Source organism: Rahnella aceris, from assembly GCF_011684115.1.
Taxonomy (GTDB): domain Bacteria; phylum Pseudomonadota; class Gammaproteobacteria; order Enterobacterales; family Enterobacteriaceae; genus Rahnella; species Rahnella aceris.
Genome location: NZ_JAADJV010000001.1, coordinates 546,988 through 570,629 on the forward strand (window position 1 = coordinate 546,988; position 23,642 = coordinate 570,629).

The 23,642-nt window shown below is 53.6% G+C and carries 21 protein-coding genes; 12 read left to right on the plus strand and 9 right to left on the minus strand.

The window, feature by feature from the left end; translation table 11 throughout:
• The first annotated feature begins 72 nt into the window (after positions 1-72).
• Both GW591_RS02505 and GW591_RS02510 read left to right on the plus strand, forming a co-directional pair.
• Positions 73-1,185 carry an endonuclease/exonuclease/phosphatase family protein gene (locus GW591_RS02505; RefSeq protein ID WP_013574709.1) on the plus strand — a complete coding sequence of 371 codons (1,113 nt, stop codon included), beginning with the start codon at positions 73-75 and terminating at the stop codon, positions 1,183-1,185.
• A gap of 2 nt (positions 1,186-1,187) precedes the next feature.
• Complete coding sequence (locus GW591_RS02510; RefSeq protein WP_013574710.1) at positions 1,188-2,102, plus strand: LysR substrate-binding domain-containing protein; 915 nt, start codon at positions 1,188-1,190, stop codon at positions 2,100-2,102.
• A gap of 6 nt (positions 2,103-2,108) precedes the next feature.
• Here GW591_RS02510 and leuD read toward each other — a convergent pair whose 3' ends face one another.
• The gene (leuD, locus tag GW591_RS02515) at positions 2,109-2,717 is read right to left on the minus strand and encodes a 3-isopropylmalate dehydratase small subunit (protein ID WP_013574711.1); all 609 of its coding nucleotides are present in this window, start codon (positions 2,715-2,717) and stop codon (positions 2,109-2,111) included.
• Positions 2,718-2,726: 9 nt separating this feature from the next.
• Entirely contained in the window at positions 2,727-4,133 is a 1,407-nt protein-coding gene (gene leuC / locus GW591_RS02520) for a 3-isopropylmalate dehydratase large subunit (protein ID WP_013574712.1), read from the minus strand.
• A 170-nt stretch (positions 4,134-4,303) separates the two neighbouring features.
• Here leuC and GW591_RS02525 point away from each other — a divergent pair, with 170 nt between their 5' ends.
• Positions 4,304-5,179, plus strand: coding sequence for an alpha/beta fold hydrolase (locus GW591_RS02525; RefSeq protein ID WP_013574713.1), 876 nt, complete (start codon positions 4,304-4,306; stop codon positions 5,177-5,179).
• Positions 5,180-5,233: 54 nt separating this feature from the next.
• Here the strand turns inward: GW591_RS02525 and GW591_RS02530 are convergent, their stop codons facing one another.
• Positions 5,234-7,288, minus strand: a complete 2,055-nt coding sequence (locus GW591_RS02530; RefSeq protein ID WP_013574714.1) for a choline transporter — start codon at positions 7,286-7,288, stop codon at positions 5,234-5,236.
• A gap of 236 nt (positions 7,289-7,524) precedes the next feature.
• Here GW591_RS02530 and betI point away from each other — a divergent pair, with 236 nt between their 5' ends.
• The 4 genes from betI to GW591_RS02550 all read left to right on the plus strand — a co-directional run bounded on the left by betI (position 7,525) and on the right by GW591_RS02550 (position 11,896).
• Positions 7,525-8,124, plus strand: a complete 600-nt coding sequence (betI, locus tag GW591_RS02535) for a transcriptional regulator BetI (protein ID WP_013574715.1) — start codon at positions 7,525-7,527, stop codon at positions 8,122-8,124.
• Between the two features lie 44 nt (positions 8,125-8,168).
• Positions 8,169-9,638, plus strand: a complete 1,470-nt coding sequence (betB, locus tag GW591_RS02540) for a betaine-aldehyde dehydrogenase (protein ID WP_013574716.1) — start codon at positions 8,169-8,171, stop codon at positions 9,636-9,638.
• A gap of 23 nt (positions 9,639-9,661) precedes the next feature.
• On the plus strand, positions 9,662-11,347 hold the full coding sequence (betA, locus tag GW591_RS02545; RefSeq protein ID WP_013574717.1) for a choline dehydrogenase: 1,686 nt from the start codon (positions 9,662-9,664) through the stop codon (positions 11,345-11,347).
• 90 nt (positions 11,348-11,437) lie between these two features.
• On the plus strand, positions 11,438-11,896 hold the full coding sequence (locus GW591_RS02550) for a GNAT family N-acetyltransferase (protein WP_119261418.1): 459 nt from the start codon (positions 11,438-11,440) through the stop codon (positions 11,894-11,896).
• Between the two features lie 187 nt (positions 11,897-12,083).
• Here GW591_RS02550 and GW591_RS02555 read toward each other — a convergent pair whose 3' ends face one another.
• Positions 12,084-13,016 (minus strand): LysR family transcriptional regulator, encoded by a 933-nt coding sequence (locus GW591_RS02555; RefSeq protein ID WP_013574719.1) that lies wholly within the window; start codon positions 13,014-13,016, stop codon positions 12,084-12,086.
• A 101-nt stretch (positions 13,017-13,117) separates the two neighbouring features.
• On the opposite strand from GW591_RS02555, the gene GW591_RS02560 reads away from it, so the two are divergent.
• Together GW591_RS02560 and GW591_RS02565 are read left to right on the plus strand one after the other, a co-directional pair.
• Entirely contained in the window at positions 13,118-13,552 is a 435-nt protein-coding gene (locus GW591_RS02560) for a DMT family transporter (protein ID WP_013574720.1), read from the plus strand.
• Positions 13,553-13,555: 3 nt separating this feature from the next.
• Positions 13,556-14,008, plus strand: a complete 453-nt coding sequence (locus GW591_RS02565; protein WP_013574721.1) for a DMT family transporter — start codon at positions 13,556-13,558, stop codon at positions 14,006-14,008.
• Between the two features lie 27 nt (positions 14,009-14,035).
• Here the strand turns inward: GW591_RS02565 and GW591_RS02570 are convergent, their stop codons facing one another.
• Positions 14,036-14,494: an RES family NAD+ phosphorylase gene (locus tag GW591_RS02570; RefSeq protein ID WP_013574722.1), complete on the minus strand. Its 459-nt coding sequence runs from the start codon at positions 14,492-14,494 to the stop codon at positions 14,036-14,038.
• Positions 14,491-14,853 (minus strand): type II RES/Xre toxin-antitoxin system antitoxin, encoded by a 363-nt coding sequence (gene parS, locus GW591_RS02575; protein WP_231576083.1) that lies wholly within the window; start codon positions 14,851-14,853, stop codon positions 14,491-14,493. Before parS ends, GW591_RS02570 begins: the two co-directional genes overlap by 4 nt.
• 449 nt (positions 14,854-15,302) lie before the next feature.
• Here parS and GW591_RS02580 point away from each other — a divergent pair, with 449 nt between their 5' ends.
• Complete coding sequence (locus GW591_RS02580) at positions 15,303-16,190, plus strand: nucleoside-specific channel-forming protein Tsx (RefSeq protein WP_013574724.1); 888 nt, start codon at positions 15,303-15,305, stop codon at positions 16,188-16,190.
• Positions 16,191-16,376: 186 nt separating this feature from the next.
• Positions 16,377-17,972 carry an ABC-F family ATPase gene (locus GW591_RS02585; protein WP_013574725.1) on the plus strand — a complete coding sequence of 532 codons (1,596 nt, stop codon included), beginning with the start codon at positions 16,377-16,379 and terminating at the stop codon, positions 17,970-17,972.
• A gap of 193 nt (positions 17,973-18,165) precedes the next feature.
• Here GW591_RS02585 and moeB read toward each other — a convergent pair whose 3' ends face one another.
• Entirely contained in the window at positions 18,166-18,927 is a 762-nt protein-coding gene (gene moeB / locus GW591_RS02590; protein WP_166860050.1) for a molybdopterin-synthase adenylyltransferase MoeB, read from the minus strand.
• Between the two features lie 2 nt (positions 18,928-18,929).
• Positions 18,930-20,171 (minus strand): molybdopterin molybdotransferase MoeA, encoded by a 1,242-nt coding sequence (moeA, locus tag GW591_RS02595; RefSeq protein WP_112151161.1) that lies wholly within the window; start codon positions 20,169-20,171, stop codon positions 18,930-18,932.
• Between the two features lie 245 nt (positions 20,172-20,416).
• On the opposite strand from moeA, the gene GW591_RS02600 reads away from it, so the two are divergent.
• A complete protein-coding gene (locus GW591_RS02600; protein WP_013574728.1) occupies positions 20,417-20,650 on the plus strand; it encodes a DeoR family transcriptional regulator in 234 nt (77 codons plus the stop codon).
• Between the two features lie 74 nt (positions 20,651-20,724).
• Here the strand turns inward: GW591_RS02600 and GW591_RS02605 are convergent, their stop codons facing one another.
• Complete coding sequence (locus tag GW591_RS02605; RefSeq protein WP_240966955.1) at positions 20,725-23,544, minus strand: autotransporter family protein; 2,820 nt, start codon at positions 23,542-23,544, stop codon at positions 20,725-20,727.
• Positions 23,545-23,642: the final 98 nt, after the last annotated feature.

Genomic DNA, 23,642 nt, shown 5'->3' on the forward strand with positions numbered 1-23,642 from the left:
CAATCGGTTAACAACAAAATACCCGTCATATTGAGGGTATTATTTTTGCTTTTTTATCAGGGCCGATAACCGATGCAAGCATTACGAATAACCATTTGCGTACTGACGGTCATTATGACCCTGCTGACGCTTCTTCCTGTGTCGCGCAATCAGCGCTGGTGGGTGCGTGTCTGGGATTTTCCGCGTTTACAGATGGCCTCGCTGTGCCTGTTTTTTCTGCTGACTGAACTGGCGATCATGCCGTTCGGTGATGCGATCACCACCACGGTGATCATCCTGACCGTTGCCTGCATGGCGTATCAGAGTTGGTGGATTTTGCCTTATACCCGCCTGTATCCGGTACAGGTGAAGAAAACGGTGCCCAACGGCCATTCGCGTATCAAGATCATGAACAGCAATGTGCTGACCACTAACCGTGAGCCGGAAAAATTACTCGCGCAGGTCAGGCATTATCAACCGGATATTCTGGTGCTGCTGGAAACCGATCAGTGGTGGGAAGATCAGATGGCAGAACTGGATGCCGATTATCCGCACAGCCTGCGCTGTCCGCTGGAAAATCTGTACGGTATGCATGTGTATTCGCGCCTGCCGATGCAGGCGGCGAAGATTCAGTATCTGGTGGCTGATGATATTCCTTCTATGCATTTTCGCGCTGAACTGCCGTCCGGCGAGCAGGTGATTTTGCACTGTCTGCACCCGATGCCGCCCAGCCCGACAGAAGCGGATGAATCCACCAGTCGTGACGGGGAACTGGTTGCTGTCGGACACACGGCCGCGAAAGCGCGTTACCCGACCATTGTCACCGGCGACCTGAATGACGTGGCCTGGTCGCGCACCACGCGGCTGTTCATGAAAATCAGTGGCCTGCTGGATCCTCGCCGCGGTCGTGGCATGTACAACACCTTCCATGCCAGTTATCCGTTCCTGCGCTGGCCGCTGGATCACGTTTTCCACAGCAAAGATTTCACCCTGATTGATCTGAAACGTCTTGATTTTATGGGTTCAGATCACTTCCCGATCCTGGTGGAACTGGCGCTGACGCCTTCTCAGGGTATCGATCAGGAATCATTGGAAATCGACAATGAAGACATTGAGGAAGCGGAAGAAAAACTGTCCGGTGCCGGGGTGAAAAGCAGTGATGTGCACAAGGCTGACAAGCTTAACCAGCCGGTTTACGGACGTTAATCATGAGCAGTGAACGTGAGCGTTTGCCGCTGGCTGAAGACTTACAGGTCTTCCTGGCGGTAGTGAATAAGCAAAGTTTTGCCGCTGCCGCTATCGAACTGGGGCAGTCACCGGCGTATGTCAGCAAGCGTATTCAGATCCTCGAAGAGTCGCTCAACTGTCGTTTGCTGCACAGGTCAACAAAGGGTGTGCGGCTGACAGAAGACGGCGAGCGCACGCAGCGATGGGCGTTACAAATTCTCGATACCTTTGATCAGTTCATCGGTGACCTGTCAGATTCGCGCAGTGAAGCGCGTGGCAACGTGCATATTTGCAGCTCGTTTGGTTTCGGACGTTGCCATGTGGCTCCGGCGATAGCGGAACTGGCGGCACGTTATCCGCAACTCAATCTGCGCCTTGATCTTTTCGACCGCGTGGTGGATTTGGTCGCGGAAGGTATTGATCTGGAAATTCTGGTCGGCGATGACGTACCTGAGCAGTACATCGGCAAAAAACTGGCGCAGCACCAGCGGATCCTCTGCGCATCAAAGGAATATCTGGCTGCTCACGGCACGCCTGACTCACCGCAAGCGCTGGCGCAGCATCAGTGTCTGGTGATCAAAGAGCGCGACAATCCTTTTGGCATCTGGTCGCTTACGGGAGAAGGCAAGGAACACCGCGTCAGGGTGAAAGGGGCGCTCTCATCGAACAGTGGCGAAGTGGTATTACAGTGGGCGCTGAAACACCATGGCATCATTTTGCGTTCACAGTGGGATGTTCAGCCTTATCTTTCCCGTGGTGAACTGGTGCGGGTGCTGCCGCAATATTCCCAACCCGCCAGCGTCTGGGCAGTTTATCCCACGCGGCTGGCGGATTCGGCAAAATTGCGGGTCTGTGTTGAGTTTCTGCAACAGCGATTCAGCCAGTTACCGGGCTGACGCTTATTACGCCAGCCACGGATTGCGCTGCAAATGCGCCTGCTGAAACTGACTGATTTCATCGCGAAATTGCAGTGTTGTACCGATGGCATCCAGCCCGTTAAGTAGCGCAATCTTACTCAGTTCATCGATAGCAAAATCAATCCGTTCACCATTTTGCAGGATGATTTTTTGCGCGGATAAATCGACAGTCATTTCATTTTTATCGCCATGGATCACCGCCTGCGCCATTTGCAACCACTGCGCGGGATCCAGTTGCACTGTAAGCACGCCGTTGCGCTGACAGTTATCGAAGAAAATTCCCGCGAACGTGGTGCCGATCAGCGCCCGGATACCGAGCTGTTTCAGCCCCCATACCGCATGTTCACGGCTGGAACCGCAGCCAAAATTCGGACCGACCAGCAGGAATTTCGTCCCCTGCCATTGGGGCTGATTGAGGATAAACGCCGGATCGGGCGAGCCGTCCGCCAGAAAACGCAGATCGAAAAACACCCCGCGATCTAAACCGTTGCGGTCGATGCCTTTGAGAAACTGTTTTGGCATGATCACATCGGTGTCCACATTCGCCGCAGGCAACGGCGCGGCAATACCGGTCAGTGTAGTAAATGCTTCCATGATGACTCCTTACAGGTCACGGACATCGGTCAGATGGCCACAAATAGCCGCTGCCGCAACCATCGCCGGGCTCATCAGATGGGTGCGTGCGCCCGCACCCTGACGGCCTTCAAAATTACGGTTGGTGCTGGATGCACAGCGGTCGCTGGGCGACAGCACGTCGTCGTTCATTGCCAGACACATTGAGCAACCCGATTGTCGCCATTCGAAACCGGCCTGGATAAATATCTCCGCCAGACCTTCCTGCTCAGCCTGTGCCCGAACCTGACTGGAGCCTGGAACAATTATCGCCCGCACTGTGGCGGCGACGCTTTTACCGCGCACGACGTCTGCCGCTGCCCGTAAATCTTCAATACGCGCGTTGGTGCACGAGCCGATAAACGCGTGGCTGACAGGAATGCTGTTAAGCGACTGACCGGCACGCAATCCCATATAGCGGAGTGCACGTTGCAGATCCTGGCGGCGTGAGGCATCCGGTTCGGCTTGCGGATCAGGCACCTGACCGTTTATCGCCAGTGCCTGATCGGGGCTGGTCCCCCAGCTGACCATCGGCGCGATCTCTTCCGCACACAGTGTCACTTCACGATCAAAAACGGCATCCGGATCACTGCGTAATTCGCGCCAGACCTCCACGGCATCCCGCCACTGCTGGCCTTTTGGCGCGCGTGGTTTGTCTTGCAGATAGGCAAACACTTTATCGTCGGGTGCCATGAACGCGCCACGCGCACCGGCTTCCACGGCCATATTACAAATGGTCATACGACCTTCAACGCTCAGCATGTCGATACCCGGTCCGCAGAATTCGATGGCATAACCGGTCGCGCCCGCCGCCCCGATTTTTGCCACCAGCGCCATCACCAGGTCTTTGGCCGTGATACCTGTCGCCAGTGTGCCAGTGACGGTAACCCGCATGGTTTTCAGGCGCTTATACACCAGTGTTTGCGTCGCCAGAAGATGTTCAATTTCCGAGGTGCCGATACCAAAACCAAACGCCCCTAATGCGCCGTATGTGGTGGTGTGGCTGTCTCCGGCGGCAATGACCATACCGGGCAGGATAAAGCCCTGTTCCGGTGCAACAACATGTTCGATCCCCTGACGTTTATCGAGAATATCGAACAACTCAATGCCAAATTCGGCGCAGTTCTCAGCCAGATATGACACCTGACGCGCGCCACCGGCATCCGGCATCTGACGGGTGCGTAGCGGTGCCGTCGGGTTGACGTGATCGACTACCGCCAGTGAGGTTTCCGGCCGCCATACGCGACGGCTGGCTTCACGCAAACCGCTAAACGCCTGCGGGCTGGTGTACTCGTTAATCACCTGCCGGTCGATGTAAAGCAACACGTGGCCCTTGTCATCCAGCGTACGAACGCTGTGGCTGTCGATGTGTTTTTCATACAGCGTTTTTGGCTTCATTTCATTGCCCTGATAAACGTAACGGATAATGCCAGCGTCGCAACTTCACGCTTATCGGGCAACGGCCTGAGTGTGATGAGTCAAAACACAGATCGTGAATCAGCGATCTTCACTTGTGGCCTTGTTGCCAACCGGCGAGCGACTAAGATGGGTAAAAAAGGAGAAAACCCATGTTTGAACATTTTACCCAAGGCCGGATGGTGGTCAGCGGAACGGACATTGCTTACCGGATTGCCGGACAGGGCGAACCGCTGTTATTGCTGCACGGACACCCGCAGACGCAGGCGATCTGGCATAAAGTCGCACCCTACCTCACTTCTCAGTTCACCGTGGTGCTTGCCGATTTACGCGGTTACGGTGACAGCGGTAAACCCGAGCCGGACGCGGATCACCTGCGGTACAGCAAGCGCGAAATGGCGCAGGATCAGCTCGAACTGATGGCCGCGCTCGGTTTCAGCCAGTTCAGTGTGATCGCGCATGACCGGGGTGCCCGCGTGGCGCACCGGCTGGCGCTTGATCACCCGCAGGCAGTGAAACGGATGGTGCTGATGGATATTGCGCCGACGCTTTCCATGTATCAGCAAACCAGTGAAGCTTTTGCGCGCGCTTACTGGCACTGGTTTTTCCTCATCCGCCCGGCACCGCTACCGGAAACACTGATCAAGGCTGATCCTGATCTTTACCTGCGCAGCGTAATGGGCAGCCGCAGCGCCGGTATGCAACCTTTCACCGACGAAGCTTACGCAGATTATTTGCGTTGTCTGCAACTTGATGGAACGGCGCGCGGGATTTGCGAGGATTACCGGGCTTCCGCTGCTGTTGACCTGCAACACGATCAGACTGACGTGAATGCATCTCGCAAAGTGCGGTGTCCGCTGTTGATCCTGTGGGGCGAAAAGGGCATTGTCGGCACCTGTTTTACGCCGCTGGAGGAATGGGCAAAGGTGGCGGAAGACGTTCAGGGCGAGGCGTTGCCGTGCGGGCATTATCTTGCTGAAGAACAACCGGAATTATTGCTGGAGAAAGTGCTGCCGTTTCTTCGCTGAGAGGGGGAAGCCTATAAAAAAACCCGCATGGCGCGGGTTTTTTGTGGGCACGTATCAGACTGGCTGTTCGGGGAAGGTGAGGGTGTTGCCCGGCGCTTCACGGTTGATATGCAGGAAGTTCAGATGACGTTCGTACTGATCCAGAATGTCATTGATCACCTGATGTTTGGTGAAGTCCATCAGGTCATTACCCTGAGTCCCTTCAAGAAGGAAGGTTTCCAGACGGTAATAATGCGATTTACCGGCGCGTGCGCGATAGGTAAAGGCAGGAACCGCATAACGTACCGGCCAGATCTGATAGACAAAGTTTTGCTCTTCGCCCAACGCGACCTGCAATTCCAGCGGCCCGATTTTCTCGTCTTCCTGTGGCGCGTGCTCGTTAAAGGTCACTTTTGCCCCGCGTAGTTCCAGTTCCTGGGCCACTTCCTGCATCGCAGGGCGGCAAACAGTGTCCATCATTTTCTGAGTATGGCGTGTGCCCGGATAATTCATGACCCGCGACAGACGCTGTTTCCAGTTCAGCGCCGCGTCGCTGGTGGCAGGCAGCGGAGCCAGAGTCTGCTGGGTGCTGGCGCGGCGGTAATCTTCCAGACGCAGTGATTTATACAATCCGGCCATGATGAAGAAAATCACAAAGCTGAACGGCAGACCCATAATTACCGTGGTGTTTTGCAGTGCAGAAACGCCGTCGGTCATCAGCATACCCAGTGTCAGTACGCCGATGGTGACCGACCAGAAAATCCGCAGCCAGTTTGGCGCATCGTTATTGATGTCTGCCAGTTTTGAGGTGAAGTTACCCAACACCAGCGAGCCGGAATCCGCCGAGGTGACATAAAACAGCAGGCCGGTAATCGTCGCGACGGACGCGCTCAGCGTAAAGCCGGGATACTGTGCCAGCAGGCTGTAAACGCCGCGTTCAGGGTGTGAGATCACTTCGTTAGCGAAATCCAGATTGCCATGCAGGATCTGGTACAGCGCACTGTTACCGAAAATTGACAGCCACAGCAGGGTGAAGACGAACGGAATAATCAGGGTGCCGAACACGAACTGACGGATGGTACGACCGCGTGAAATACGCGCCAGGAACAGGCCGACAAACGGCGACCACGCTACCCACCACGCCCAGAAGAACAGGGTCCAGCTGTTCATCCATTCGGTCGGGCGGTCAAAGGCAAAGGTATTGAGCGTCATGCCCATAAAGCGATTGATGTAATCGCCAATATTGAGCACCAGCGCATTGAGCAGGAATTCGGTATTGCCGAAGAACAGCAGGAACAGAATCAGCCCCAGCGCCAGCAGTACGTTGAGTTCCGACAGAATACGGATACCTTTGTTAACGCCGGAGGTCACCGACACCGTCGCCATAATCACAGAAAGCAGGATCAGCGCGGCCTGAACGGTCAGGTTTTCCGGAATATGGAACAGCACTTTCAGGCCGTAGTTAAGCTGCACCACACCAATGCCGAGCGTGGTGGCGATACCAAAAATAGTCCCGACCACGGCAGCGATATCCACGCTATGACCGATCGGGCCGTTAATGCGCTTACCAAAAATCGGGTACAGCGCCGAACGGATGGTCAGCGGCAGGTTATAGCGGTAGCTGAAATAGCCCAGTGCAATGCCCATCAGCGCGTACATCGCCCAGCCGGTCAGGCCGTAGTGGAACAGCGTCCAGGTCATGGCCTGCCGCGCGGCTTCCAGCGTTTGCCCGTTGCCTTCCGGTGGCAACATGTATTGTGTCACCGGTTCGGCGACCGAGAAGAACATCAGGTCGATGCCGATCCCGGCAGCAAACAGCATTGCAGCCCAGCTCATCATGCTGAATTCGGGTTTGGATTGTTCAGGGCCCAGTTTGATCGAACCAAAACGTGAACAGGCTATGAACACTACAAACACGATGTACAGCGTAGCCGCCAGCATGTAATACCAGCCGAAGGTGGCGGACACCCAGTTAAGGGTCAGGCTGATCCATTTTCCTGATAAATCGGTGAAGAAAATGGTCATTAATGTGAAGGCTAAAATCAGCCCGGCGGAGGTGAAGAACACAACCTTGTTCAGCTGGTCGCGAGGTTTTTCGCTTTTTCTCTCTGTCGTATCGGCAATCGCCATCTTTTCCCCTGTTATGTCAATTAATCGCTATTTTTCAATAAATTGGATTCATTTAAATCTCAAAATTCATACAAATTACTAACGTATTGGTAATAAAATATATGCATTTTTAATTGAACGTTCAATCAAAAAAAAGTTAAATAGGAGGAGTGAGAGCGTTTTAACAAGGCTGAGCGGGAGCGTAAAAAGGGTTTTTTAAGCGCATTGCAACCCGCTCATTTTCAGGAGCCGGAACCATGCCCAAAGTAGGAATGCAGCCCATCAGACGGCAGCAATTAATTGAGGCAACGCTGGCTGCGGTGAACGAAGTCGGTATGCACGATGCTTCGATTTCGCAAATTGCCCGACGCGCTGGCGTCTCCAACGGCATCATCAGTCACTACTTTCGTGACAAGAACGGGCTGCTGGAAGCCACTATGCGTTATTTGCTCAGTCATCTGGGAGAAGGTGTGCAGTTGCGCTTATCACAGATGACGGATACCGCACCGACGGCGCGGCTGCATGCGATTGCAGAAGCCAATTTTGACGACAGTCAGACTAACAGCGCGGCGATGAAAACCTGGCTGGCCTTCTGGGCGAGCAGCATGCATCACCCGCAGTTGTACCGGCTGCAACAGGTTAACAGCCGCCGGCTCTATTCCAATTTATGTTCTGAATTCAGACGTTTTCTGCCTAAAAACGAGGCGCGTCTCGCAGCGCAAAGCACGGCGGCATTGATTGATGGCCTGTGGCTGCGCGGCGCACTCAGCGGTAAAGCGTTTAACCGCGACGAGGCGATGCAGATAACACATCGCCATATTGAATCGCAGTTCGCACCGCGCGTTGTCGGGCAGTAAACGGCGCAGAAAATTTTCAGACCGCACAGACCGAGGAGAGATGTATGTCCCGCTACGGCAAGCAAAAACTTTATATCAACGGGCGTTTTCAGGACAGCACCGGTGATGAAACCTTCGACGCCGTTAATCCGGCCAACGGCGAAGTGATTGCCACGGTGCAATCCGCCACACATGCAGATGTCGATCTGGCGGTGAAATCCGCGCAGAAAGGCCAGAAAGTCTGGGCCGCGATGACCGCCATGAGCCGCGCCCGTATTCTGCGCCGCGCGGTGGATATTCTGCGTGAGCGCAACGACGAACTGGCCGCCATTGAAACGGCAGACACCGGTAAACCGCTGTCTGAAACGCTGGCCGTGGATATCGTCACCGGCGCGGATGTGCTGGAGTACTACGCCGGGTTAATCCCGGCGATTGAAGGCCAGCAAATTCCGCTGCGTGATTCTTCTTTCGTTTATACCCGCCGCGAGCCGCTGGGTGTGGTCGCCGGTATCGGCGCGTGGAACTATCCGATTCAGATTGCCTTGTGGAAATCTGCTCCTGCGCTGGCGGCCGGTAATGCGATGGTGTTCAAACCGAGTGAAAACACGTCGCTGACTGCCCTGAAACTGGCAGAAATCTACACCCAAGCCGGTGTGCCGGACGGCGTTTTCAGCGTGGTGACGGGCGCGGCCAGCGTCGGTCAGGCGTTAACCGATCATCCGGATATCGCCAAAGTCTCCTTCACTGGCGGTATCAAAACCGGCAAGAAAGTTATGGCCAGCGCCTCGGCCTCGACGCTGAAAGAAGTCACTATGGAACTGGGCGGTAAATCGCCATTGATTATTTTTGATGATGCCGATCTTGATAAAGCCGCCGACATCGCGATGATGGCGAATTTCTACAGCGCCGGACAGGTGTGCACCAACGGCACCCGGGTGTTTATCCCCAAAGCATTGCATAAAGCGTTCGAAGCCAAAGTGCTGGAACGGGTGAAACGCATTCGCTCAGGCGATCCGACAGATGAAAATGTCAACTTCGGCCCGCTGGTCAGCTTCGCGCACATGGAATCCGTGCTGCGTTACATCGAAAGCGGCAAACGTGAAGGCGCGACCTTGCTGACCGGTGGCGAACGCATGACTTCCGGTGAATTCGCCAAAGGCGCTTACGTTGCCCCGACGGTATTTACCGACTGCCGTGATGACATGCTGATCGTCCGTGAAGAAATCTTCGGACCGGTGATGAGCATTCTGACTTATGAAAGCGAAGAAGAAGTGATCCGCCGCGCCAATGATACTGAATATGGTCTGGCCGCCGGACTGGTGACGCAGGATCTCAACCGCGCCCACCGCGTGATCCACAAACTCGAAGCCGGGATTTGCTGGATTAACACCTGGGGCGAATCTGCCGCAGAAATGCCGGTCGGCGGTTACAAACATTCCGGTGTCGGGCGCGAAAACGGCATCACCACACTTGAGCATTACACCCAAATCAAATCCGTGCAGGTCGAACTGGGCGAATTCAGCTCAGTATTTTGATCCGCTGCAACAGAGGAGATTCAATGGATTACGATTACATCATTATCGGGGCCGGTTCTGCCGGCAACGTACTCGCCACCCGTCTGACTGAAGACAGCAGTGTCAGCGTGTTGCTGCTCGAAGCCGGTGGCCCGGATTATCGTCTGGATTTTCGCACGCAGATGCCTGCGGCGCTGGCATTTCCGTTACAGGGTCGTCGTTACAACTGGGCGTACGAAACCGACCCGGAGCCGCATATGAATAACCGCCGCATGGAGTGCGGGCGCGGTAAAGGGCTGGGAGGCTCGTCGCTGATTAACGGCATGTGTTACATCCGCGGTAACGCGATGGATTTCGATAACTGGGCGAAAGCACCGGGTCTGGAAGACTGGAGTTATCTGGACTGCCTGCCTTATTTCCGTAAAGCAGAAACCCGCGACATCGGCCCGAATGACTTCCACGGCGGCGAAGGGCCGGTGAGCGTGGCGACGCCTAAAAACGGTAATAATCCGCTGTTCGGCGCGATGATTGAAGCCGGTGTGCAGGCGGGGTATTCGCGCACGGATGACCTGAATGGGTTCAAACAGGAAGGTTTTGGCCCGATGGACAGAACCGTGACGCCGAAGGGGCGTCGTGCGAGCACTGCCCGCGGGTATCTGGATCAGGCCAAACCGCGCGCCAATCTGACCATTGTGACGCATGCCCTGACCGACAGGATCCTGTTCGATGGCAAGCGCGCGGTGGGTGTCAGCTATTTCCACGGTGATGAATACAACGCCAAAACGGCGAAGGCGAAACGCGAAGTGTTGCTGTGCAGCGGCGCGATTGCCTCTCCGCAAATTCTGCAACGTTCCGGTGTCGGTGCGGCTGAACTGCTGAACCGTCTGGATATCCCGCTGGTGCATGACTTGCCGGGCGTCGGGGAGAACCTGCAGGATCATCTGGAAATGTACCTGCAATACAGTTGTACGCAGCCGGTCTCGTTGTATCCGGCATTGCAGATGCACAACCAGCCAGCGATTGGTGCCGAGTGGCTGTTTAAAGGCACCGGCGTGGGTGCCAGCAATCAGTTTGAAGCGGGCGGTTTTATCCGCAGCCGTGAAGAATTTGCCTGGCCGAATATTCAGTATCACTTCCTGCCGGTGGCGATTAATTACAACGGCAGTAATGCGGTAAAAGAGCACGGTTTCCAGGCGCATGTCGGTTCAATGCGTTCACCCAGCCGTGGCCGCGTTCAGGTGAAATCGAAAGATCCGCGCCAGCATCCGAGCATTCTGTTTAATTACATGGCGACGGAGCAGGACTGGCAGGAGTTCCGTGACGCCATCCGCATCACGCGTGAAATCATGAATCAGCCAGCGCTGGATCCTTACCGTGGTCGTGAAATCAGCCCGGGTGAAAACGTACAGACTGACGAAGAGCTGGATGCGTTTATCCGTGAACATGCGGAAACGGCTTTCCATCCGTCATGCACCTGTAAAATGGGCACGGATGAGATGGCGGTGGTAGACGGAGAAGGGCGGGTTCACGGTATGGAAGGGCTGCGCGTGGTTGATGCCTCCATCATGCCGCAGATCATTACCGGTAACCTGAATGCGACAACTATTATGATCGCCGAAAAAATTGCCGATAAAATCCGTGGCCGCCAGCCATTACCGCGCAGTACGGCGGCGTATTACACCGCGGGCGACGCACCGGTTCGCACGCAGCCGCTGAAGAAATCTGCCTGATAAATTGGCTGTAAAATCTGTGTTAAAAAGAGATATTCTCAGGAATATCTCTTTTTTTTGGCTTTCAGAAAACAGGCAGGGCATTCACTCATGACGGAATCATCATCGCTTCACTGGCAGGATTATCATCACAGTGAACTGAACGCGGCGCAGCTTTACGCCATTCTTGCACTGCGAAGTGAAGTATTTGTGGTGGAACAAACCTGTGTTTATCAGGATATCGACGGACAGGATCTGACCGGCGAAAACCGTCATATCGTCGCCTGGCTGGATGGCAAGATTGCTGCCTACGCGCGTATTCTGTGTTTTGAAGATGACGTGGCAATCGGACGGGTGATTGTCGCGCCCTCTGCACGCGGCCTGAAACTGGGTTATCAGCTGATGGAACAGGCACTGGCTGCCTGCCAGAAACACTGGCCGGGTGCGCGCGTCGCGATTTCCGCACAGGCGCATTTGCAGGGATTCTATGGCAGGCTGGGGTTTGTGGCGTATACCGAAATTTATGACGAAGATGGGATACCGCATGTGGGGATGGAGTTGAATTCCTGATATTGGGCGAAGCGCAAGCTTCAGCATTGTTTTTGTCATTAATACCCCACCCCCAACCCTCCCCTTCGCAGGGGAGGGAGCCGATCGAGCCCTTTGCATGGGATATCGCCGATCGGGTTTTACTCCTCCCCCTGCGAAGGGGGAGGCGGGGAGGGGGTATTAATGGCAACTCAGAAGACGGATATGTTTACCTTTCCCAGTACGGCGGACTGCCAAATTTCTCCAGCAGAAAATCAATCACAGCCCTGACTTTGATCGACGGGCGGCGGCTGTTCGGATACAGCGCGCTGATGGTTTGCGGCTCCGGTGACGTCGATACCTGATAATTTTCCAGTACGCTGACCAGCCGACCGTCGCGCAGGGCATCGCCAATCAGCCAGGTGGGGAACACCACCAGCCCCATGCCGTCGATCCCGGCCTGCGTCAGGGTTTCCGCATTATTGCTGGTCAGTAATCCCCGCAGGGTCATCGAATGCCATTCCTGTTCCGGCTGACGAAAGTACCAGCGTTGCGGACCGGCAAATCCTTTGAACACCAGGCAACTGTGACTGGCTAAATCCTCCGGTGTTTCCGGCTTTCCTGCGCGGGCCAGATAAGCAGGGCTGGCGGCAAGGCGAAAATTCTGGTGGCCGAGCGTGCGCGCCTGCAGGGTGGAGTCCGCCATCACGCCAATACGGATGAGCAAGTCAACGCTGTCCTGCAACGGGTCGATAAAATCGTCGGTCTGCATCAGCTCGATATTCAGGCGCGGATAACGTGTACTCAGCTCATGCAACCACGGCGCAAGATGGCGCTGACCAAAAACTACCGGCGCATTGATGCGCACCAGTCCGCCGGGTTCGCTGTCCTGCTCCTGCAAATCCAGCGTGGCGAGATCCAGCTGTGCCAGCACCTGTCGCGCATGTCCGGCGAGCAGTTTGCCGGATTCTGTCGGGCTGACGGCGCGTGTGTTGCGATACAGCAGTTGCGTCTGTAATGCCTGTTCAAGCTGGGAAATCACCCGCGATACGGTTGACGGCGACATCGCCTCACGCCGCGCCACCTCAGAGAAACTGCCCTGATCCAGTACCGCGACATACAGCCGTAATGCCTGAATATTGATCTGATTAAAACCTTTCATCTGTGCGTATCCCGCAAAGGTATTTTCCTGATTGTGCTGTTTTTCGCATAGTTCTGTCACGTTATAGTCGCCGCTTCGAAAAAACAGAAAGCAGGGCAATGATGAATCTGATGTTAATTCCGCTGGTCGTTCTGGCGGGGATGGGGCTTTCACTGGAGGCCGGGCTGATTGGTCCGCTGGGAACGGAGGTTGGCCATCTGTGGGCCACGCTGAGTATTTTTGGTGTGGGTGCGGTGCTCACCGGCCTGCTGGTGCTGTTTTTCAGCCCGCGTAATGCGCCGTCATTCAATGAACAACCGGGCTGGACATTGCTGGGTGGCGTGCTCGGCCCGGTCTATGTCGTGGTGCTGACGCTCGCGACGCCGGTCATTGGTATCGGCATGACCATGATTGCGATTTTGTCAGGGCAGGTGGCGAAAAGCGTGCTGATCGACCATTACGGCTGGTTTGGTACACCGCACAAGAAAGTCGGCGGCGAACGCCTGCTGGCGCTGCTGTTTATCGTTGCTGCACTTGTTTTGATTGCCTGGGACTGAACCATGACTGAACTGATGATGATAATACTGGCCATTGTAGCCGGTGCCGCGCTGAGTATGCAGGCGGCGGTGAACGGGCAGTTAGGCGGGAAAGTGGGCGTACTGAAAAGCGCATTCCTGACGTTCAGCGTCGGGGCTGCCATTACCGCAGTGCTGGTGCTGTTTTTGCAAACACCACAGCCGCAAACTTTGCTCACCGTACCGAAGTGGCAACTCGCGGGCGCATTATTTGGCGTGCCTTACATCATTGTGATGGTGACAGCGGTACCCCGTGTCGGAACGGCGGTGGCAACTGTCGCGGTAATCCTCGGACAACTGGCAATGGGTATGCTGATTGATAATTTCGGCTGGCTGGATAATCCGCAGATCGCGCTGTCATGGCACCGGATTGCGGCTATTCCCTGCCTGATCATCGCACTGGCACTCATTTATCGCAGCAACCGGAAAGCAGAGTGATTTCCTGACAGAGAGCAGACCCGCGCTTTATTGCAGGCGCGGGTCAAACATCATGGGCTCGCGTTCTACTGAACTCAGTAAATCGGCAAAAGCCGGGTGTAGCGGATTAAGTAATACGTTGTATTCCGACGGCACAATCACTGACGGCACTTTCAGCCCGACATATTCACCTTCTGCAAGCCAGACGTCACCCTGACGTTGAGTGCTGTCAGGCACTGATGCGCTTCGCCAGTCGGCGGCAAGCTCTGAAACTTCCAGCGTATCCAGCAGTTCCTCTGGCACCTCAATACTCAGCAAGGTATAGGAACGCATCAACATGCTGTTTTGCAAATGCACCAGAATTTCCAGGATAGCCAGTGAGATGCTGGTGGTGACATAGACGACCGGCCTGCCTGGCGGATTCCAGCGACCGCCATAAAGTTGCGCGCCGGCTCCCGACCAGGCTGTCGCCAGATGGCGGGTCTGCACGATACGAAACAGCTTCAACTGAAAACACCGTGCTGGAGACGACCAATCAGGCGGCTGACTTCCACAGCACCCGCTTCAGAAGACAGCAGTTCCAGCGGACGTGAACCATCCAGTGCCGGAGCAGGGCGGGTGAACCATTCGAGCGCCGAGACACGATCCCCTTCGAACAAATCAGTTGCGGCATCCACGATGCGAACCAGTCGCGCCACACGTTCACTCTCTTCACTTTTTAGCAATCCGTTCCCGGCTTTACGCCGGGCATAGTTGCGTTCGTTAATGCCCATGATTTCCAGTAACACCATTTTTGGCCATCCCAGCTCAGTATTAAGACGGCTGATACTATCAACCGGAAATCCCTTTTGTATGGCATTTATCAAACTGATTCCGCTGCTTGCGGGAAGGCCCGCAGATTGCCAAAGCGGCGTTGCAGAATCTTGCACAGAGCTGGAAGACAGCCCGGTAATTTTTGAATTCATGATGTGTGCCTCCGCACCGTTATTTGTCATGATTATAGCATGACAAATAACGAATGGTCATTTTATCAACGATAACTTTTTGCATCAGTCCGTACTGAATAAAAGCGCACGGAAAGATAAATGTGATGAATGTCACATTGGGGATGTATCGGAATGAAACAGAAATTGACAAACCTTGACCAAATCTATTTATTAGCTAAGAAAAGTCGACTCTTGTAGGAAGTAACTGGTAATTGCAGGTTTTTTGCACTATGTGCAGCAATCGGTTGCGGATCACAGTTTTAGGGTTTGTTTTATGCAACGTCTGAAAGTGGCAAGGCGTTGTTCCACCCCCCGCTTCTGGTAAAAATATGAAAAATAAAATTATTGCAGCAGGCGCTTTGATGGCTTTGTCCTACAGCGCGACCGTGCTCGCTGATGATAGCAAGGGCGAATTTGTTTCTGACTGGTGGCACCAAAGTGTCAACGTTGTAGGTAGCGCCGATACCCGTTTCGGGCCTACGCTGCGTAACGATGTTTACCTTGAATATGAAGCGTTTGCGCACAAAGACTGGTTTGATTTCTACGGTTATATCGATATTCCTAAAACCTTCGGCGCCGGTAATGGTAATGACACCGGTATCTGGGATAAAAACGGTTCTCCGCTGTTTATGGAAATCGAACCGCGTTTCTCTATTGATAAGCTGACCGGTACTGATCTGAGCTTCGGTCCGTTCAAAGAATGGTACTTCGCGAACAACTATATCTACGACATGGGTCCGGATAGCGATAACCGTCAAAATACCTGGTACATGGGGCTGGGCACCGACATCGACACCGGTTTGCCGATGAGCCTGTCTCTGAACGTGTATGCGAAATACCAGTGGGAAAACTACGGCGCAGCGAACGAAAACAGCTGGGACGGTTACCGTTTCAAAGTGAAATATTTCGTTCCTCTGACGCAACTGTGGGGTGGCAACCTGAGCTATATCGGGTTCACCAACTTCGACTGGGGCTCCTCACTGGGTGATGACGATTTCCGTGATCTGAACGGCAACAAAGCGCGTTCTAACAACTCTATCGCCTCCAGCCATATCCTGTCGCTGAACTACACACACTGGCATTACTCGTTCGTGGCGCGTTACTTCCACAACGGCGGCCAGTGGGCTGACGGCGCTGAACTGAACTTCGGTAACGGTAACTTCGATGTGAAGTCCACCGGCTGGGGTTACTACGGCGTGATTGGCTACAACTTCTGATTTCAGCGGTTGTACGACAAACCCGGCTCCGGCCGGGTTTTTTGTTTTTGTTGCTTTCTGAAAAGTCGCACATCAGGCATTTTTTTTAGCTGTTGAGTGAAAAATGACCACAACTACAGGCGATCCTGACGCGCTGTTGTGGCATAATGCGCGCCAAATCACATTTCCCAATTAAGAGCGAGCGTTGTGCTAAGTACTTACAACATCACCATGCAATTCGGCAGCAAGCCGTTATTTGAAAATATTAACGTGAAATTTGGCGGCGGTAACCGTTACGGCCTGATTGGCGCGAACGGTTGTGGCAAGTCCACTTTCATGAAGATCCTCGGTGGCGACTTAGTGCCTTCTGGCGGTAACGTTGTGCTGGACCCGAACGAGCGTCTGGGTAAATTGCGCCAGGATCAGTTCGCCTTCGAACAGTTCAGTGTGCTGGACACCGTTATCATGGGCCACACCGAATTGTGGGAAGTGAAGGAAGAGCGCGACCGTATTTACGCGATGGCGGAAATGAGCGAAGAAGACGGCTACAAAGTGGCTGATCTGGAAGTCGCTTACGGCGAAATGGACGGCTACAGCGCAGAATCCCGTGCGGGTGAATTGCTGCTGGGCGTGGGGATCCCTGTCGAGCAACATTATGGCCCGATGAGCGAAATCGCCCCGGGCTTTAAACTGCGTGTTTTGCTGGCGCAGGCGCTGTTCTCCGATCCGGAAATCCTGCTGCTCGACGAACCGACGAACAACCTGGACATCGATACTATTCGCTGGCTGGAGCAGGTGCTGAACGAACGTAACAGCACCATGATCATCATTTCCCATGACCGTCACTTCCTGAACATGGTGTGTACGCACATGGCGGATCTCGACTATGGCGAACTGCGTGTTTATCCGGGCAACTACGATGAATACATGACGGCGGCGACGCAGGCTCGTGAACTTCTCAGCGCCAATAACGCCAAGAAGAAAGCACAGATTGCTGAACTGCAATCGTTCGTCAGCCGCTTCAGCGCGAACGCCTCCAAATCTAAACAGGCGACTTCCCGTGCCCGTCAGATTGATAAAATTCAGCTTGATGAAATCAAAGCATCCAGCCGTCAGAACCCTTACATGCGCTTCGAGCAGGACAAGAAATTGTTCCGTAATGCGCTGGAAGTGGAAAAAATCACCAAAGGTTTCGACAACGGTCCGCTGTTTAAAAATCTCGGCCTGATGCTTGAAGTGGGCGAGAAAGTCGCGATTCTGGGTGCCAACGGTATCGGTAAATCAACGCTGCTGAAAACGCTGGTCGGTGAGCATGAACCGGAAAGCGGTTCAGTAAAATGGTCTGAAAACGCCAAGATCGGTTATTACGCGCAGGATCACGAATATGAATTCGATGACACCCTGAACGTGTTTGACTGGATGAGCCAGTGGAAATCCGAGAAAGACGACGAGCAGGCCGTACGCGGTGTGTTAGGCCGTCTGCTGTTCGGTCAGGACGATATCAAGAAGAAAGTGAAAGTACTTTCCGGTGGTGAAAAAGGTCGTATGTTATTCGGGAAACTGATGATGCAACGTCCGAACATCCTGATTATGGATGAACCAACCAACCACCTTGATATGGAATCCATCGAGTCACTGAACATGGCGCTGGAAATGTATGAAGGTACGCTGATCTTCGTTTCCCACGACCGTGAGTTTGTCAGCTCGCTGGCAACCCGTATTCTGGAAATGACGCCGACCCGCGTGATTGATTTCTCGGGTAATTACGAAGATTATCTGCGTAGCCAGGGCATCAATAGTTAATTCGCTGCATCCTTCACGTTGTCTCGGCGTTGGCTGCCTTTACTCACCCCGGTCACTTACCGATGTAAGCTCCCGGGGATTCGTGCAGTTGCCGCCTTGATATAACGCGAATGATTATGCGAATTGTTTTGGGTGTCATAAAAAATAGAAAACCGCCGATAAAGGCGGTTTTTTTGTGTCTGAATTTACTGATTCAACAATCCCCACACACTTCACAATGCGGGTCTTTCATCAGTTTCATTTCGCGGAACTGCAACGTCATGGCGTCGAACATCAGCAGTTTTCCGCGCGGGGTTTCACCAAATTTTGTCAGCAGTTTGATGGTTTCCATCGCCTGCAAACTGCCGATGGTGCCGACTAAAGGTGCCATTACACCGGCTTCCACACAGGTCAGGGCGTTTTCACCGAATAACCGGCTCAGGCAGCGGTAGCAGGGTTCCTGCGGCTGATAAGTGAACACGCTGAGCTGGCCTTCCATGCGGATGGCGGCCCCGGAAACCAGCGGTTTTTTCTGCGCGTAACATTCACCGTTCAGCTGATTGCGCGTGGTGACGTTGTCGGTGCAATCGACCACCACGTCGCAGGCGGCGATCAGGTCACGCAGCATGTCATCGCTGGCCTGTGCATTAATCTGATGAATGACGATGTGCGGATTGATTGCCGCCAGCGCCATTGCGGCGGATTCCACTTTCGACATGCCGATCCGGGCGTCAGTATGCAGCGTCTGGCGTTGCAGGTTTGACAGCGAGACCGTGTCGAAATCCAGTAGCGTTAACGTACCGGTGCCTGCCGCCGCCAGATATTGCGCAGCGGCACAGCCTAAACCGCCCAGTCCGACAATCAGCGCATGACTGGCTTTCAGTTGTTCCTGGCCGTCAAAATCAAACCCTTTCAGAACGATCTGGCGGTTATAACGCAGGGTTTCAGCGTCCGTCAGTTCCGGCAGTTGAGGCATATTCAGCTCCGCAGCAGGGCGTTAAACGGTTCGATTTCAACGATTTCGCCTGCGGCCACGTTACCGCGCCCGCGTTCAAGCACGATAAAACAGTTGGCCTGGCTGAATGAGCTGAATACGTGCGAACCCTGATGGCCGGTGGTGCGCACTTCCAGTTGTCCTTCGGCGCTGGTGCTGAAAATACCGCGCTGGAAATCGAGACGTCCGGGGGATTTTTTCAAGGGTGTCACCGCTTTTGCCTTCAGGCGGGGCGGGAACTGCCAGGCCGTATGGCCGGACAACTGTGCAATAAATGGCTGAACCAGCTGATAAAACGTCAGTGCTGCCGACACCGGATTCCCCGGCAAACCGCAGAACCAGCTGCTTTCCAGTTTACCGAAAGCAAAAGGTTTGCCCGGTTTCATGGCAAGTTTCCAGAAACCAATTTCACCCAGTTCATCCAGAATCTGCTTCGTGTAATCGGCTTCACCGACCGATACGCCGCCGCTGGAAATCACCAGATCGGCAAACGCATTGGCTTCTTCGAAGGCTTTACGCAGCGCCAGGGGATTATCGCGAATAATGCCTAAATCCAGGACGGTACAGCCCAGTTGTTCCAGCATCAGGCGCACAGCGAAACGGTTGGTATCGTAAATCTGCCCCTCCTGCAAAGGCGTTCCCACCGGTTGCAGTTCATCGCCGGTGGAGAATACGGCGACTTTCAGCGGTTTCCAGACCTTGACGTGGGTGACGCCCAGCGAGGCCAGCAGCGGTAATTCTGCCGCACCGAGCCGTACACCGGCAGGTAGCACGCTGTCGCCCTGTTTAATGTCGTCTCCGGTCAGGCGGATATTCTGGCCTTTTTGCGCTGTTGCAGTGAAACGTACTCCTGCATCTGAAACTTCAGCCTGTTCCTGCATGATTACTGCATCGGCACCGGCGGGAACTGGCGCACCGGTCATGATGCGGATACAGGTTCCGGCAGGCCATTCGCCATGAAAAGGCGCACCGGCAAAGGCTTTGCCCGCGACCGGGAACACCGCGCCGTCGTGCAAGTCTGTGCAACGTACGGCATAGCCATCCATCGCGGAGTTATCAAAAGGTGGCACAAAAACCGGTGAAAGCACCGGTGCGGCGGTTATGCGGCCCGCGGCGCCAGCAAGTGGCAGGGATTCGGCCTCCTGACTTGTTTTAGGCGGTACACAGTCGCGCATTTTATCCAGCGCTTCGTCAAGTGAGATCAGACCGGCAGTATTGAATTCCATAAAAAATCCTTAGTCATTCGTCCCGGCGTAGCAGGTATTTTCAGCGGTGCCGGGCAGGGAAATGGAGCATGCGCATAGTATGACAGAGAAACGCAGCGAACCAAAAAGCGCCGAAGGCGTAAAAATTCTGCGCGGATTCCTGAAAAATTGAGATCGATCCCAAAATTAACAATGTAACGCAGGTATTATAGTTACCGTTATTTGTGACCTTCGTCACATAACTGTCATATAAACAGGAATAACCGGTGCTTAAAAAAAATCGCCATCAGGCCATCCTTCAGTTGGTTGAACAACATGAAGTGCTACAGGTAAGCGAACTGGCACAATCGCTGGATGTAAGTCTCGAAACGATCAGACGCGATCTGAGTGAAATGCAGGACAAAGGATTGATTTTACGCCGCCACGGACGTGCGCGTCGTCTGGCCGCTCAGCCTGAAACATCCTGGCTAAACAGTTTGCAGCGTTGCCCGCAGCTTTAAACGCAGCAACGAAATAAGAAAAGGGAAGGCTTTGATGCCTTCCCTTTTTTATGCGTGTGATTCAGAGACCTGAATTAAAAACGCCCCTGGATCCCAATATGGCCGACGTAGCCTTCCATATCGCCGTCAAACCCTTTGACGTATTTCACATCAGCATACACCGAGGTATTCGGTGCGAGTTGCGCCGTCATGCCCGCGCCGGTCTGCCAGTATTGATCGGAAAAATCCGTTGTACTGACATCGATTCCGCCGACATTGATATCCGGTGAATCCGAGAAATTACTCAGTACGTCGGCGGTCAGGTAAGGTTTGAATTTTTCACTGGCTTTATCTTCTGCCTGGTCGCGTAACAAACGCAACCCGGCACGCGCTGTGCCCTGATTGACAGAAACGCCAGAGATATCAGAAATTTCATCGCTGAAATCTTCTGAATTCAGATACTGATAAATGATCTGCCCCTGAGGTTCGATTTTCCAGTTGGTGCTGACGGCATAGGGTTGACCTGCTTCAGCAGAAAGCAATACGCCGTAGCTGTCCTGTTTCGTATCATGCAGGCTCTCATACTGGTTACGATACCAGGTGAACTGGCCGACAAGGTCAACGTAAGCGCCATCTTGTGCATATCGGGTGTAATAGCTGCCAACGCTGTAGGCATCACTGCGCACTGAGCCAGCATCCGCACTTTTCCCCGCCAACGTGCGCACCTGATCCTGCGTGTCGGTACTCTGGTTGCCCAATGTCGCCATGATGCCAGCGTGGACGCGTGTGCCGTTTTTCAGTTCATCCTGATATAAGTCGGTTCCGAATTGCGCGAACCAGTAATCACTGTCGTACCCAAAACGTCCCGCATCGAAGGAAGTGTGTTCTCCGCCGGTTCTCGCCCATGCGCGATTGTTGTAGCCTTTGCCATAGGTTTCTGTATCGCCCATACGCTCGTGCAGCGTGCCAGCAATACGCATGCCATAATACAAGTTCAGATAAGGTGCTGCGATATAACTGGGGATTTCGCCACGGTAAGTGTCTGGTGTAGCCGGGGCAGGCGCAGGAACATCCGGTGTCGGATTATCTGGCGTTGGGACATCAGGAACCGGCGCGTCAGGTGTTGGGATTTCAGCGCGCAGATACCAGTCATTCATATCGCCGGTGGCATCCTTGCTCCCTTCAAAAAGATAATAGTCGTAAGCGCCGATACTGACGCTGTTTTCCAGACTGAACAGGCCATTATGACGGCTGGCATCATCAATCTGAGCGACACGTATTCCGTCGTTAATTGTCTGTGCTGCCTTACCCGACGCAGAGATATGTAATCCGAACTGCCCGGACGCGTTGCCCGTAACATGAATGAGATCGCCAGTGCTGTTTCCCTGCGCATCCTGCTCCAGCGACGTATTCATAAAGAACGTACCCTTGCCTGACAGATTGTGCGTTTCCAGCGTTTTATAATCACCTTGTCCGGAAAACTGAACGCTGGCGTTATTCATGTTGAGTGAGTCGATGCGCGAGGAATCGGTCATCAGCCACTGACTGTCCTGAGCATCAATATTAATCGTACCGGCAGAAGCAGAAGAAAATTCCGTGCCATTCATCGCGCTGCCTTGCCAGGTTGAGTTAAGCAAATTGAGCGTCAGCTGGCTGGCGATCGGGTCTTCATCTGCGCTTAACGCAATAAGGTTACCGTTAATGATGCTGCCGTTGCTGGCGTTGACCGAAAGGTCTGCAATCTGGTTGCTGTTGCTTCCGGCAACGACAAAGGCATCGGCGGCATTCAGGGAACTGTTATCCAGTGTGACGGCCCATTCGCCTTCGGTGGCGTGTACGCCCTGGGTTTTACCCGCAAGCCGGGAGTTTTTGACGTCCAGTGTGCCACCGTAGGCATAATCAGGTGTGGCGTAGGAAGTGATCAGGTCAACCAGCGGTTGGTCCGACAGTGCATTTTCCATCACGACCTGGTTAAGGTTAACGTTGCCCTGATGACTGATTTCTATGCCGCTGGTGGTATTGCCGCTGCTGATATTGCCATTGAATACCGAGATAACAGAGTTGTCGTTTGAGCTTATCGCCGTGCCTGCGGAATGGATGTCAGTGTTCACTAAGGTGACATAGCTGTTTTGATTACTTTCGATCGCCGTACTGCCTGCATATTCTGTATTAGCAGAACCTCCATTCATTAATACACCGGCATTACGGGTGGAATAAATCGCCCGCGAGTCCTCGCCCGTCGTGGTAATTATCGCGTCATTAGAAAACAGAATAAATCCGTTATCTTCTGCATATAAGGCATTGGTATGCTTACCGTGGGTGGTCACTGTGCTACCACTTCCCGTGATAAGAACGTCGTTCCTCTTGTGCAGACTGGAATTGATGTTGTTTAAAATAATGCCTTCTGAATAATCACCCGCAGTAGTGATATTGACTTTATTGATTGTGCCCTTTGCCCCATTCTGGATAACCAGACCATCAGAGCCGTTCTGCATTGAATTAATATACAGAGTGCCGGCAATCGTCGCGGTGGCATTATTATTCACCGTGAATCCGGGGGTGCTGTTATTATAGGTATTTATGGTAACATCATTTTTAGAAAGGAAAGAGGTTCCTATTCCTTCCATCATAATGCCTTTACTTTGGCCGTAAGTGTTGATAATAAGCGGTCCGAGTAAATCAACGCTTCCGCCACGGTTAATGAGCATCGCATCAGTTAAAGAGCCCTGAGTGGTGATCGTCACCGGTGCCGCAACTGACTGTGTCAGTGCGCCACCATCATGAATATAAAAGGCAGGAATACTGGAAGTGATGCCTTCCGACCAGGTGGTTGCATTTACGCCATCCAGATACCCTTCGGTGGAAAGGTCAAAGGGGACCATTCCGCTGATATCTAACACGGGTAAATTTGTCACATTGCCAAATTCATCTTTATCACTAATATCTGTTGCAAGCGCGTAATTAGCCAGAGAGATAGATATCGCCAGAGGGGTCAGCTTTATTAATCTAAGTG

What these genes read in the sequence shown, in the direction of transcription:
- GW591_RS02555 (WP_013574719.1), bottom strand. Translation starts at nt 13,016, where the DNA reads ATGAAAGGTTTTAATCAGATCAATATTCAGGCATTACGGCTGTATGTC.
- moeB (WP_166860050.1), bottom strand. Translation starts at nt 18,927, where the DNA reads ATGCCTCAACTGCCGGAACTGACGGACGCTGAAACCCTGCGTTATAAC.
- betI (WP_013574715.1), top strand. Translation starts at nt 7,525, where the DNA reads ATGCCCAAAGTAGGAATGCAGCCCATCAGACGGCAGCAATTAATTGAG.
- GW591_RS02510 (WP_013574710.1), top strand. Translation starts at nt 1,188, where the DNA reads ATGAGCAGTGAACGTGAGCGTTTGCCGCTGGCTGAAGACTTACAGGTC.
- leuD (WP_013574711.1), bottom strand. Translation starts at nt 2,717, where the DNA reads ATGGAAGCATTTACTACACTGACCGGTATTGCCGCGCCGTTGCCTGCG.
- GW591_RS02550 (WP_119261418.1), top strand. Translation starts at nt 11,438, where the DNA reads ATGACGGAATCATCATCGCTTCACTGGCAGGATTATCATCACAGTGAA.
- GW591_RS02560 (WP_013574720.1), top strand. Translation starts at nt 13,118, where the DNA reads ATGAATCTGATGTTAATTCCGCTGGTCGTTCTGGCGGGGATGGGGCTT.
- GW591_RS02525 (WP_013574713.1), top strand. Translation starts at nt 4,304, where the DNA reads ATGTTTGAACATTTTACCCAAGGCCGGATGGTGGTCAGCGGAACGGAC.
- leuC (WP_013574712.1), bottom strand. Translation starts at nt 4,133, where the DNA reads ATGAAGCCAAAAACGCTGTATGAAAAACACATCGACAGCCACAGCGTT.
- moeA (WP_112151161.1), bottom strand. Translation starts at nt 20,171, where the DNA reads ATGGAATTCAATACTGCCGGTCTGATCTCACTTGACGAAGCGCTGGAT.
- betA (WP_013574717.1), top strand. Translation starts at nt 9,662, where the DNA reads ATGGATTACGATTACATCATTATCGGGGCCGGTTCTGCCGGCAACGTA.
- betB (WP_013574716.1), top strand. Translation starts at nt 8,169, where the DNA reads ATGTCCCGCTACGGCAAGCAAAAACTTTATATCAACGGGCGTTTTCAG.
- GW591_RS02565 (WP_013574721.1), top strand. Translation starts at nt 13,556, where the DNA reads ATGACTGAACTGATGATGATAATACTGGCCATTGTAGCCGGTGCCGCG.
- GW591_RS02580 (WP_013574724.1), top strand. Translation starts at nt 15,303, where the DNA reads ATGAAAAATAAAATTATTGCAGCAGGCGCTTTGATGGCTTTGTCCTAC.
- GW591_RS02505 (WP_013574709.1), top strand. Translation starts at nt 73, where the DNA reads ATGCAAGCATTACGAATAACCATTTGCGTACTGACGGTCATTATGACC.
- GW591_RS02530 (WP_013574714.1), bottom strand. Translation starts at nt 7,288, where the DNA reads ATGGCGATTGCCGATACGACAGAGAGAAAAAGCGAAAAACCTCGCGAC.